This is a genomic window from Longitalea luteola, from assembly GCF_017356035.1.
Taxonomy (GTDB): Bacteria; Bacteroidota; Bacteroidia; order Chitinophagales; family Chitinophagaceae; genus Niastella; species Niastella luteola.
Genome location: NZ_JAFIQX010000002.1, coordinates 1,019,615 through 1,032,695, shown reverse-complemented (window position 1 = coordinate 1,032,695; position 13,081 = coordinate 1,019,615). Strand labels below are relative to the sequence as shown.

Sequence of the window (13,081 nt, the reverse complement as noted above, 5' to 3'; positions counted from 1 at the left end):
CTTCTGCACGGGGAGTTCGGGATATTAATTTCTTCTTATTTAGACTCCAAAAAATCTATGCTTAACAACCTAATCCCCCAACAATTTGACTTGATCCAGAATATACCGTCTTCAGATGATATAAAAGTGTATCAACGATTTGAACTGCAACTCTATAATCTTTGTCATCAACAACTATGTTCTTTGGCAGCTTGTCAGCCGTTTCCAGGTGGCGAAATGCAGAAAATATCATTGCTATTCTATAGCAAACTAAACAGGTACGTTTAACACTCGCGAGAATATGTTCACCATGTTCACTATACAATTGTTGTAACTTAGCACTAAAATACTGGTTTAACTGATTAATCTGTTCTTTGGTAAAATCAATAATTGTATCAAAACCTCCATAATGATCCTTCCATAGCTCTAACATATAGTCGGCAGCTTTATCAAAAAACGCTTCAATATCATTATTACGCTGACCAAACTGATCTTTCCAGACAACTGGCGCTTTAAAATCAATAAAAACAAATCTGCTAAAAAATCCGTTCTCAACACTTTCCAGCAATGAACTTATTTGATTAGGTGTGCCGCTTAACACAACTGATAAATGCGGCTTCTCTATTTCAATATATTCATTGTTACCTCGCCGAGCCATTGAAACAGTTTCATGGTGAAATGCTCGTCGTAGTATATCACTGAAATCACCCCAATCATTCTTAAATGCTTGAGTAAGTGTATCGCCTTCAGTTTCGAAAATTACACCAAAATTATTATTAGCACCCATCAGTTGAGTAATCTTTGATACTGAACTATTGGCGGGAATGAATAACGTTTTCTGTTGAGGTTCTTCAGGCATATCAGCATCCGGATTGCAGGAACCGTTTTGCCTATAATCGGCCATATCAGCCAAATATCTTTTATGGTCATTTTGGTACTTCTCCTTTAAAAATCTTTGAACCTTGTTTCCCAGTGCTCGACTCCACATCATTACACCTTTGCCAGAAGATGCGGGAGCGGAAACAAATAAATAAAGATTACAACCCACTTTTGTTCCATCATAGATGCCTTTAATCGTGGGCAATAAAGAACTTGTTACCCCTAAAGCGGAAAGCAGAATAAGTTCTTTATCTCTTTTATCTGTAAACTGAGAACATAAGATTTGTAAAAATTCAGGTAGATTTTCGTATATGTCACTGGGCAGATAAGGGGAATTGTCGGATAAATCTGTAGCAGTTGGTTCGCTTATCATATCAGAGCAGTTGTTGTGCGCTCTATGCTCAAGCCCATTTTTCAATTGCTCTACATTCATTCCTAAGTGCAGATAATCAGAAACATCTTTCCCGCCTAAATCTAATAGTTCATTGGGCAAATTATAAGCAGATACATTGAACTCACCTTTATACTTATTGACAATTGCTTCTGCTTGCTTCTTTCCTGTTTCATCAATATCGTATAAAACGACAATACTTTTATACCAGTGAAACAAAACTTCAGTTGCTACTATAGGTACTACCGCTGTTTCACTGTTAAAACAAACTGCATCAAAACCTAAACTTGATAAGGTCAATACATCTTTCTCGCCACCAGTTATTATTAATGTATCCCGATAAATTTGCTTCTTACGTCTCCGCCTTTCAATTTGATCAAACCCAAAAATATAGTTTTTGGTTTTCTTGCCAACATACCAGAAGGCTTTAGGATCAGGAGAATAGAGTTTGGTAAAGTTAGCATCACAATAACCAGCAACAAATCTTCCTTTCGTATAATACTTATGCTTTATGTTACCTTTCTGATCAACCCACTTATACGATAACACTGACCGTACATTATATTCTGACAGCACATCTTTTGTTATTCCGTACTTAGAAAAAAACCTGTGAGCATCGTTTAGACCATTGTCACTACCACGATAAATTATTTCAAAACCCATTAACCATGCAATGTAATCTTCTGGCTCACCTTGATAATTAAATAAAAGATCCTCCCAGTCATAGTCATATTGTTGAAATGGCACGTCTTCCGCCTCCAACTTTACTTTAAGATCACTGGCCATCTTCTGCATAATTCTTCCGAAATCTTTTCTCACATCCAGGTCATAATAATATGCTGCAAAATCGAACACATCACCTTTATAGTCGGTATCACCATAATCATAGAAAAGCCATTTCTCATTTTCATTATTGTAATAGATCCTAAGAGACGGATTCTTATCCCCATAAAAAGGGTTATAGGTATTTTTACATTTATCTTCATCAATAAACTCTAAATCAGGAATAACAAATTGATAGAAATCTATACCACCATTAGTTGCTGTAATAAATTCATTCTTTTTATAAAAAGTCGTTTTCATGTTTACTTATTTAATTGTTCAATGAAATATTTGTTTGCCTTCGATTTTACGTTACTTGTTTCTGCAGCGTTTTGCTTTAAGAACTCAACCACATCCTCCACATCGAAATAGATCATTTTGCCAAAGGGCCGGTAAAACTTTACTTTACCAGTTGATGTAAGATGATATGCATATGCTTTTGAAATGCCAGTATACGTACAGAACTCATTCAGATTTAAAACTCGTTTCTGTAAAGCAAGAAGCTGCTTAATTTCCTGCAGTTCCTGCAAAATCGCATTACCCATATAATTATTTTTAATATTTAATGAATACAAAACAATACCTCTTGCCGCAGTGAACAGAAATATTCACCACTTGAAATAAAAACCAATAAAATGTAGATGTGAATTTTTAGAATACCTAAAGGATCTCTTTAGTTAGGTTCAATGCGAGTTTTGTACGAGGTAATGTAGCGAAAAAGTGTCTGTGTGTAATGATTGTTTAAATCGGAATTAGACGATAAGCTACGTAAAATTGTACTTTATTAAAGCATTGCATAACAAATATAAAACAAAGGGAGTAAACTGCAAAATGTTCACTCCCCGCAATTCTTATTTAACTTTTCAAAAGGCTATCAACTCTGGCATTTTCTTAGCAGCTTCTATTTTCTTCTTGTCAATCACTTTCGCATATATCTCCGTTGTTTTCAAATGCCTATGGCCTAACAACTTTGAAACCGTGTATATATCTGTATTCATCGAAAGCTGTAACGTTGCAAAACTATGCCTTGCGCAATGGAAGGTTATCTTCTTTGTAATCCCAGCAGTCATAACCCATTCTCTCAACTTCAAATTATTCCATGCGCTATAATCAAGACTGTCAAATATTTCGACTCCCGAATTCTTTTTCTCCCCTAACATCTTAATAGCTTGCTCTGATACTGGTAATATCTCTGCTCCTTTTGTTTTCTTTTGGGTAAACTGTAAAGACCATCCATCGGTTTCACTATACTTAATATTCTCCCATCGAAGCGCTTTTACATCCGAGAATCGCAAGCCTGTCAATGCACTGAAAAGAAAAGCCCTTTTTAAAATCGGCAGTTCGCAATCTGTCTTAGCTAATTGCTGTAATTCTTCTAACGTCAAAAATTGTCGATGGGTTTCTGCTGATTTAACCGATTTAACTCTGGTTGACGGGTTTTCCTTAATCATTCTGTTTTGATACGCTTCCCGTAATGCAGCTCTCACTTTATTAAAATACGACAAAACCGAATTCTGGTTCAATTTAGCAGTGCCTTTGCCTTTGCGGGTCTTACACGATAATAGATACTCCTTGAAAGATTCAAGAAAACGGTCGTCGATGTTTTCGATTGCAATATCCTTTCCATTACAGAAATCATGTAAATGTTGATAAGTACTTAACCAATTACCATAGTTTCCCCCTGAATCAAAACGCTTCTCTGTTAATTTTTTAAAGTACGATAAAAATCCAACCTTCGATCTAACGCTACTTACAAAACCATGTGCTGTTGTTTGCGAATCAATAACTTTCTGCGCTTTGATTGTTTCTGCCAGCTTTAACGATTCTTTGTTATGGTCTCTTTCAAGATTGTTCTTCGGCTTATCGTATAGATATAAATCGAGAAATTCATATTCGCGTTTCTGGCCTGTACTGAAATGATATGCCAGGTATAAACTGATCTTTCTGCTTTTACCTTTTTTCTCGTTTTCAGAAGAAAGTCTACCTTTACGTTTCAATAAGTAAATCTTCATGACAAAATGCTTTATTTGTTACTAATTTTGCCACAACCTTCAGATGAATTTCTCAATCAAACAACAGCTCACCCTATTGACGCGGGTTTTACACGATCAAACCAGTATTCAGTACTTTCTACGTTAGAAAATACCTTCGAATTAGGCAAATAGATAAAAGTAAATGGCGGTTTAAAGCGTTTTAAAACGCCAAATTTTCGTTTTACCGCGGTTTTCCTATAATTCCTACGTTTCCTACAATTCCTCGTTTTATACCGATAGAATTACCTTTAAATACAGCTTTCTGAAATTGGCAATTATTATGCATAAAAACACCAATAATTTCATATCAGGTAACATGATATAACTGTATCAGATATTCGCTTATTACTTACTAGGTTACATGCTTTTTTATACTTTAAAAATAAATGCTGCAACACCTTTGAATCATCGATAAACAATCACTGCCTTTTAATTCTGAGAATCATAGTATACTGCATAATATATGTTACTGAATATAAAAGGGTTATCCTCCCATTTCTACGGCTATCTTTACCTAAGCACAACAAAAGCCATCTAAAAAAGTAAATAGATTTATTAAGGCTCGCACTTTTTATGAGCCAGCTTTAAATATTGGATGACTCGTAGGAATCGTGGGATTTGTAGGAAATAGTTTAGATTAATAATAACGTTCTTGTTGTACAGAACAAAAACTGTTGCGATAGTGCATGCAAAAATTATATGAATCATTTTCTTAATCGCCCTGACATATACAATCAACCTATACGCTTAACAAATGAGAGCCCGCAAGAAGTAATAAAAGACTTCTTTTTAAACTTTCACCTTTCAGATGTACGGCAGGAATTATGGAATATGGTAGAAGCTGTTCTTACTACTAATCACCCAAATTATTCTGAAGGCAAAAGCCGGGATACGCTATTGTACTTTTATTCTCAACTTGAGTTATTAATTGAGGCTGTTTTTATCGAGATGAATAAGCAACCCAAAAAGGAATAAAAAGTAGGGCTGAACAATACTAATTGATTACTGAAATTTCACCGTACCCAACTCTGCCCGGTGCTCCGCGTATATCGTCCTGTAAATTGCAGGATTAGGTGTTATTTCACTCTTATAAAACCACATCATTTCTTAGTAGTTAATGTGAAGCATTCACTATAACTCTTTAACAGGAAGGGAAGCACGAAGAATCAAGTGCTTTTTACCTGCCTTTTGAGATTTTACTTTACCGGATAGCACCCACCTCCTCATTGTGAGTTCGGATATATTGAGTAGGGTCGCAGCTTCTTTAAGTGTAAGTATTGCCTTGACATTAATCAGCTTAATTTGATCTTCTGTAATAAATGCCTTGGGCTTTTGCTTTATTTCAGTTTTCAAATTAGCCTGTGCGATCTTTTCATCTCTTTTCTTTCTCTTATATAATCGCTTTGCGCAATCGTCAGAACAGCATTGTGTAACGGTTGTCTTTGCAATAAAGTCTTTCTTACAGAATTCGCAGGTTTTTTCAATTCGTATATTGCTACTCATAGTTTGTATTTGTGATTGTCACTATTAGTAGCATAAAAATCCTTTTAAAAACCTTATAAGGCAACACAATTGGCTATACTGAAACTGGCTTGATTTATCCACGCATAAGAAAGTCGCTTTTCATTTTCTGCCTAACTAAATTCGGATTCTTAAGATATAGTTCACATGCTTTTCGCATCTCGCCTAAGGTCATATTATTTGTAATCCCTTCAATTCTTAATCCAAACTCAACCATGCTTTCAACTCGCTTATTGAACTCTTCAGGATTTTTTAATTTTTCTTCATACTCAGACACTATCCGATCGTAAACTATCTCGGCATGATAAAAACCAAATTTTTCAGTTAAATCGTTATTCTCATTCAACTTTTCGACAGCAAGATCAAAATCTATATCATTTAAATTCTCTGTAGCAAAAAGAAACTCAAAAAACCGAGTGAAGCTTGCCATAATCTCATCCGAAGTGACAGGATTCCACGGACCAATAATTGCAAAAAAAGGCGCAGGCAAAGAAGGTAATATGCTTTCATAAATAAAACCACCATAACAGGTGGCTAGCGAAACTATTGTGTTGTTTCTTGTCTTAATATTTATATCCCTTAATAAATCTGCAATTTCCTTCCATGACACAGCCTCATTAGAGTTTAACACCAATCCCTCTCTTGAACCATGAACTTCAAAATGCAAAAAGGGATGTGTACCATAAGCATGAACTTCTTCATTTAATCCCTTAAACAATTGTATTAATTCAATTTTGCTATTAACCTTAAATAGTTTGCATTTTAGAAATTCTATTTTGTATTGAATGTACCGCAATATACCATGCAGTGCTTCACCCGTTTGCATCTCATCATTATTCAATGAGTCAATAATATATACTGCGTTAAACCTAAGATATCTTTTATCATCATCATTCATAGACAAAATATTAAGCATTAATGTATCATACCGTATCATTGCGTATCATACCGTATCAATTTTCCACAGTAGTGACCATGAAATTCCCGTAATTTTTAAGTAGTAACCAAATCACAACAAGAAAACGGCTAGTAAAGGCAGAAAAAGACAATGAAAGGCAAATGTAAATCTTTCAGAATCAGTGAAAATCTCGTAAACCCCGCATTACACGTATATGCGGTTACTTCCCAATACAAAACTTACTAAATATATAATCTAACTGATCCTCGGTTGTAATTTCGCCGGTGATCTCACCGAGATAATGCAGGCAGCGGCGGATGTCGAGGGCCACCAGGTCGCCGGGGATCTTGTTCTCCAATCCATTTCGGATATCGATCAGCGATTGCAACACTTCCTGCAAGGCATGAAAATGGCGGGCATTGGTAATGATCGTATCGTCGGCCTGTATTTTGCCCTGCAACACCAGGTCTACCAACTTTTCCTTTAATACTTCCGTATGCGCGTTCGCTTTGGCAGAAATAAAGATAATACCGGGAATGGAGCTGAATTTCTCGCGCAGCCTGGCTTCAGGCAAGATATCTGATTTATTACCAGCCAGGATGTATTTCCTTTTTTTGCTATTCAGTTCATCGACGATGGACTGCAATTCAACGGCGTTGACTTCATTCACATCGAACAGATAGATCACCACATCGGCCTGCTGCATTTTGGCCAGCGCCTTTTCCATCCCGATGCTTTCTATTACATCGTGGGTATGTTCGCGGATACCGGCTGTGTCGATGAGCCGGAACAGGATGCCATCGATGTTCAGCACTTCTTCAATGGTATCGCGGGTGGTGCCGGCAATGTCGCTTACAATGGCGCGGTTCTCATTGAGGAGGGTATTGAGCAGGGTCGATTTACCGGCATTCGGTTTTCCAATGATCGCTACGCTCACGCCGTTCTTGATCACATTGCCGAGCTGAAAACTGTTGGCCAGCTGCTGCGTGGTTTGCTGCGCTTCGGTCAACAGGTTGAACAGCTGGGTGCGGTCTGCAAATTCTACATCTTCCTGGGAAAAGTCGAGCTCCAGCTCTATGAGCGCGGAAAACATGATCAGCCGTTCGCGCAGGTTCTTCAGGCGTTCTGAAAAACCGCCGCGGATATTATGAAGGGCGGTCTTGCGCGACGCTTCTGTATTACTGGCAATAAGGTCGGCTACCGCTTCAGCCTGCGCGAGGTCGAGCTTGCCATTTAAAAAGGCGCGCTGGGTAAATTCTCCGGGTTTGGCCAACCGCGCTCCCTGGTTCACGCAGGCCTGTATAATCTGCTGTAAAACGAAGGGGGAACCATGCCCTGATATTTCTACCACATCTTCGCCAGTGTACGATTTTGGGCCTTTAAACAGCGATACGACCACTTCATCGAGCACCTTCCCATTCTCCTTCAAATAGCCAACATGCAGGGTATGGGAAGGCTGCCGGGTCAGGTCCTTGGAGGAAAATAATCCATTGATGATATCGAACGCCTGCCGGCCGCTCAGGCGTATTACGCCAATAGCGCCAATTCCCTGCGCGGTTGCCAGTGCTACGATGGTATCCTCCCAGCCTATTGATTTTCCCTGCATAGCTATATCCTTGTTTGAATGAGGGCAAAAATACAATAAATGGGCAGAAGGCAGTTACCGGTTGGGAGTTCACAGTTCACAGTTCTAAGTTCACAGTTCAAAGTTCAAAGTTCAAAGTTCGCAGCGCCAGTTCGCGGTTCCGGCATTAAGACTACTGGCATCGTTCCCGGGGTGGTTGGTAAGACACAAAAAAGTGCCACGGCTTTGCACCGTGACACCAGTAAAAACTGAGACCCATTTAGAAAACCGTTGCTATTATTCTTCAGCCATTCTGAACCCGACAGGCTGCTTTTTGTAAGATTTCACCTTGTTACCATTTTGAATGGCAGGCGTCCATTTGCCGCTTTTCCTGATAACACGGATGGCTTCTGCCTGCAATTCCTGCGGACCGCTCACCGCTTCCACATCGCTCACATTGCCTTCTTTGTCTACTATGAACTGTACCACTACCACTCCCTGGATATTCTGATCAACAGCCTCCTGCGGATACCGCAGATTCTTGTACAGGAATCGTTGCCAGGCTGCCAGGCCGCCAGGATACTCCGATTCAATTTCCACTTTCCGGAAAATCCCGTCATCAGCTCTATCTTCTTTCTTCGGCCGTTCAATGATCCCTTGTCCCTGCACATCACCCGGCGGAGCGATCACCAGGTCGCCCTCGGGCACGCCATCAATTGTTTTGGAACCAATTTTAACATGCTCCTGGGCTTCTACCGGCGGCATTTCAGTTTGTGGTATCTGTTCGTCCGGAACGATGCGGAGTGGTGTAACCTTTAGCGTTTGCACCTGTACAGGCGGGTGCGATTGCTTAGCCGGTGGTGGTGGCAATTTTATCTCCTTCTCCACCGGTGGCGGCGGCTCCAGTATAACATCCGGCCCAATGATAAACTCTTTTGCTACGGTTGTTTTTTTGCCGGCAAATGCAAAACCAATGAACAACATACAGGTAACCAACAACATAACAGTAAGGGACATTGCCAATCGTTTATTATATGTGCGCCGCAAATCATAAGCGCCATATTCTTTATTACGTCCGTCAAACAAAATATCGAGTACATCTGCGGTTAGAATGGTAGAAGTTTCCATATGCTTGCTTTATTACTAAGACGCATACACTAATCAATTCCATAACCATCCAATTATTTGCAAGCAAACCCTCTTCTCAATGTGATAATGTGATGATGTGATAATATGATGATGTGATAATGGAAAACAAAAACCAATCATTATTGTATGAGTTTGCATAATTGAAGCCGCTATTAGTTATTAGTTTCAAAGAATTGTATTCATTATCAAATTATCAAATCATCTAATTATCACATTATAAAAAAGTCCTCCCAACATTGAGAGGACTTGAAACAATGTATATCACCGTTGTGTTTATTCTTCATTCACCTCCAAGACGAAAAAGGATCGACTGTGTCTTGTACGATTTTACCTGGCGGCCATTTTGTATGGCTGGTGTCCATTTACCGCTTTTCTTAATAACGCGCACTCCTTCCGGACGTAATTCTTCCGGTCCGCTAATGGCCACAACGTTACTTACGTTGCCCTCGACATCTACTACGAATTGTACCAGTACAGTACCTTGCACCTCGTTATCAATAGCCTCCTGTGGAAACCGAAGATTCCTGTTCAGGAAACGCTGCCAGGCAGCTGGTCCTCCGGGGTATTCAGATTCTATTTCCACTTTGGTAAAGGTTTTGCCCCAGTCTTCTTCTTCTTTCTGTGGTGCTACTACCACTCCCCTATTGCCATCCTCAACAGGCGGGGCTACTATACCATCATCTCTCAATCCTTCCTGGTTCATTGTTCCGATCCTGGTGTCTTCCAGTTTTGTCATTTCCGGCGGCTTCTCATCTTCTTTCACTTCATCATCGCGCACAATTTTGGGTGGGGTGAATTTTGCCATTTCCATTTTAGGCGGTTCTGGTTGTTTGGGTGGGGGCGGCGGCGGGAGTGGCTCTTCTTTTTTCTCTTCCTGAATTTTTTCCAGTGCAAGATCAGGCGGAAGAATAATGGTTGTTAATTTTTCTTTCTTTCCTCCTGCAAAGACGAACCCGATACAGCATAAAAGAATTACTGATAACATAACGGCAATGGACGTCCATAATCGTTTACTGTACGTGCGCCGCAGCTGATAAGCGCCATAATCCTTGTTGCGTCCCTCGAAGATGATATCGAGTACATCTGCCGTTAGAATGGTTGAACTTTCCATGGCGATACTTTATTATTAAGATGCAGGCCATGGTGGTTTCCACAAAGCCATGTCTCAAATGTTTGCTTTGAGCCCTAAAGAAGGCAATGTGCTAATTAGCTAATGTGCTAATTAGCTAATGTGATAATGTGATAATTCGATAATGTGATAATGGAAAACACACTGTAGATTGAAAGATGAGAAAAAAAGATATGGAGATCGGAAAGGTATAGGCCTGAGCGTTAGCATGGAAGCTTCATCGTAAATGCGTCGCAGGTAATGAAATCGCATGTTGCAGCGTAAGGTGTATCTGTATTTCATTAGCACATCAGCTATTTAGAACATTAGCACATGCCTTGATGTCTGCTATTAATTATTAGTTTCAAAGTAAAATTGTATTCATTATCGAATTATCACATCATCACAACTTGTCCCGGCTCTGGTCGGGATCATCACATTAGATTGATGGCTATAAAAACAAAAAAGTCCTCTCTGTAATAGAGAGGACTTAAATTATTTTCCAAAGCAGGGTTAGCTTATCCTTCAGCTTCGAGACGGAAAACGATCGGTTGCTTCTTGTACGATTTTACCTGGCGTCCGTTCTGCACAGCTGGTGTCCATTTACCACTCTTCTTGATTACGCGAACAGCTTCACCACGTAATTCGTTGGGTCCGCTGATGGCTTCAACATCACTCACATTACCTTCTTTGTCCACGATGAACTGTACTACTACTGCACCTTGTACTTCGTTATCGATAGCTTCCTGGGGATAGCGGAGGTTCCTGTTCAGGTAGCGCTGCCAGGCGGCTGCTCCACCGGGGTACTCCGACTCAATTTCTACCTTGGTAAAGGTTTTATCCCAGTCTTCTTCTTCTTTCTTGGGAGCTTCCACAACCCCTTTTCCGGCATCTTCAACGGGAGGAGCCACAATACCTTCGTCTTTCTGACCTTCCTGGTTCATGGTACCGATCTTGGTCTCTTCCAGTTTCTCTACTTCTGGTGGCTTTTCCTCTTCTTTTACCTCTTCATCTTTTACGATCTTGGGAGGTGTGAATTTAGCCATTTCCACTTTTGGTGGCTCTGGTGGTTTGGGCGGAGGCGGTGGTGGCGGCTCTTCCCTTTTTTCTTCCTGTTTTATTTCTTCGAGCTGCACGTCCTGCACCACCACTTTATTGACGTCTTCCTTTGTCTCCAGTAAAGAGGATACGAGATATCCTATAAACATCAGAAGACAAAGTGCACCAACTATAAGCAGCGATGTGATCAATCGCCTGTTATAGGTTTTGCGCAGTTCATAAGCACCGTAGTCCTTATTCCGGCCCTCGAAGATGATGTCAAGAACATCAGCGCTTAATATTTTATTGACTTCCATATTAAAAAATCTTTGTAATTAGATGCACAGAATATAAAATTCCATAAAGCAACTTTTATTTAACGCCGCCACTTGTTTCGGTAGCTCTCATCAAATCAAGTTCAGTTTGGAAAATATCTACCATCGCATAACGCTTAACATCATTGATGGTCATTTCATCAAGCATGTCAACGGTGTTTTTGTAGGTAGCCTCGGGGCCGGGTTTAATTACCACTACAAAATCCTGCGGGTTAGTAGATTTCTTTTTATTGATGATAACCTGACGGATATCTTTAAAGTTACTTGATTTGAAGTTGGAACCATCTGCTGCTAACTCGCCTTCATAATAATATACTCCATTTCCTCTACCGAGCATGATAGACAAAGCGCCAGACGCTTTGATCTTATTCTGCTCTTCGGGCTTTTCGGTGTCTTTCGGCAGGAAAAGCTTCATGGCCGTAGGCTGGCTCATGGTAGTGGTGAATATGAAGAACGTTATCAGCAGGAATCCCAGATCCACCATCGGCGTAAGGTCAACGCGCGTAGAAAGTTTCTTCCCCTTCTTAACGCCCGGGCCTTTTTTATGTCCTCCCCCACCGGAGGAGGTATCCATTTCTGCCATATCGCACTTTTTTTAAGTTAATAATTTAATTCGCTGTTACTCCTCTTTAGCACCGGTTGCTCTCTTCGTGGCCAGTGCGGTACCTTCAGGAACTCCCTCAGGGTTGGTTACCATCGAGAATTTAAAGATCTCATTTCTTTTAAATGCGTCGATTACCCCTTTGAATGACGGATACTTGGCGTTGTTGTCACCTTTTACCATCAGGGCCATTTTGGCTCCTGAGAAGGCACGGGTGGCAGCATTCATCCATACGACCAATTCGTTGTTAGCGGTATCTGTTGGAATACCCGGCGCCTTGTAATTCTTCAGCTGGTCGGGCGATAATTGCAGGTACGACTTCAACATGGCAAATGGAACGCCTACATACGAACCGGATCTTGTAAAGGCAGCTTTTTCCTGATCGGTCAAATTCAGGCTTTTTCCTTCATTGACCATATCAATGATCTGCGCTTTTTCATCCACGCTTTCATCACCAACAGAGAAGAACACTTTCCCCTCTTTGTCCATGATGACCTGCACCACATTCTTGGCCTCTACCGGTTTGGTTGACACCGAGTTTGGTGTTACAACTTCCACAGCATCAGGCGATTTGAACTTGGTGGTCAGGATGAAGAAAGAAAGCAGCAGGAATGCCACATCACACATCGCGGTCATGTCCACAGCGGTACTCTTTCGCGGCATTTTTACTTTAGGCATATTATAATTATTTCAGATTCTGGTATAAGATTCACTTTCTTCCAATTTCCATATGCATCACATGCACTTTTTTCAAAAAAAAGCT

Annotated in this window: 12 protein-coding genes; 1 reads left to right on the top strand and 11 read right to left on the bottom strand. The window is 40.1% G+C overall.

The window, feature by feature from the left end; translation table 11 throughout:
• Window positions 1-61 precede the first annotated feature (61 nt).
• The 3 genes from JUB15_RS08555 to JUB15_RS08545 form a co-directional block, all read right to left on the bottom strand.
• Entirely contained in the window at window positions 62-2,332 is a 2,271-nt protein-coding gene (locus JUB15_RS08555; protein WP_207512035.1) for a DUF3987 domain-containing protein, read from the bottom strand.
• Window positions 2,333-2,334: 2 nt separating this feature from the next.
• On the bottom strand, window positions 2,335-2,616 hold the full coding sequence (locus tag JUB15_RS08550; protein ID WP_207512034.1) for a helix-turn-helix transcriptional regulator: 282 nt from the start codon (window positions 2,614-2,616) through the stop codon (window positions 2,335-2,337).
• A gap of 318 nt (window positions 2,617-2,934) precedes the next feature.
• Complete coding sequence (locus JUB15_RS08545; RefSeq protein ID WP_207512033.1) at window positions 2,935-4,083, bottom strand: site-specific integrase; 1,149 nt, start codon at window positions 4,081-4,083, stop codon at window positions 2,935-2,937.
• Window positions 4,084-4,803: 720 nt separating this feature from the next.
• Between JUB15_RS08545 and JUB15_RS08540 the strand changes: the two genes are divergently transcribed.
• Entirely contained in the window at window positions 4,804-5,079 is a 276-nt protein-coding gene (locus JUB15_RS08540; RefSeq protein WP_207512032.1) for a hypothetical protein, read from the top strand.
• A gap of 156 nt (window positions 5,080-5,235) precedes the next feature.
• On the opposite strand, the gene JUB15_RS08535 is transcribed toward JUB15_RS08540, so the two are convergent.
• From JUB15_RS08535 to JUB15_RS08500, 8 genes are all read right to left on the bottom strand, one after another.
• Window positions 5,236-5,607: a helix-turn-helix domain-containing protein gene (locus JUB15_RS08535; RefSeq protein WP_207512031.1), complete on the bottom strand. Its 372-nt coding sequence runs from the start codon at window positions 5,605-5,607 to the stop codon at window positions 5,236-5,238.
• A gap of 94 nt (window positions 5,608-5,701) precedes the next feature.
• Window positions 5,702-6,523 (bottom strand): hypothetical protein, encoded by an 822-nt coding sequence (locus tag JUB15_RS08530; protein ID WP_207512030.1) that lies wholly within the window; start codon window positions 6,521-6,523, stop codon window positions 5,702-5,704.
• A 220-nt stretch (window positions 6,524-6,743) separates the two neighbouring features.
• Window positions 6,744-8,129 carry a tRNA uridine-5-carboxymethylaminomethyl(34) synthesis GTPase MnmE gene (gene mnmE / locus JUB15_RS08525; protein ID WP_207512029.1) on the bottom strand — a complete coding sequence of 462 codons (1,386 nt, stop codon included), beginning with the start codon at window positions 8,127-8,129 and terminating at the stop codon, window positions 6,744-6,746.
• A 255-nt stretch (window positions 8,130-8,384) separates the two neighbouring features.
• Window positions 8,385-9,215, bottom strand: coding sequence for an energy transducer TonB (locus JUB15_RS08520; RefSeq protein WP_207512028.1), 831 nt, complete (start codon window positions 9,213-9,215; stop codon window positions 8,385-8,387).
• 301 nt (window positions 9,216-9,516) lie between these two features.
• Window positions 9,517-10,347 carry an energy transducer TonB gene (locus tag JUB15_RS08515; RefSeq protein ID WP_207512027.1) on the bottom strand — a complete coding sequence of 277 codons (831 nt, stop codon included), beginning with the start codon at window positions 10,345-10,347 and terminating at the stop codon, window positions 9,517-9,519.
• 515 nt (window positions 10,348-10,862) lie between these two features.
• Window positions 10,863-11,699, bottom strand: coding sequence for an energy transducer TonB (locus JUB15_RS08510; protein WP_207512026.1), 837 nt, complete (start codon window positions 11,697-11,699; stop codon window positions 10,863-10,865).
• Window positions 11,700-11,754: 55 nt separating this feature from the next.
• Complete coding sequence (locus JUB15_RS08505; RefSeq protein WP_207512025.1) at window positions 11,755-12,300, bottom strand: ExbD/TolR family protein; 546 nt, start codon at window positions 12,298-12,300, stop codon at window positions 11,755-11,757.
• Between the two features lie 36 nt (window positions 12,301-12,336).
• Window positions 12,337-12,996, bottom strand: coding sequence for an ExbD/TolR family protein (locus tag JUB15_RS08500; RefSeq protein WP_207512024.1), 660 nt, complete (start codon window positions 12,994-12,996; stop codon window positions 12,337-12,339).
• Window positions 12,997-13,081 lie beyond the last annotated feature (85 nt).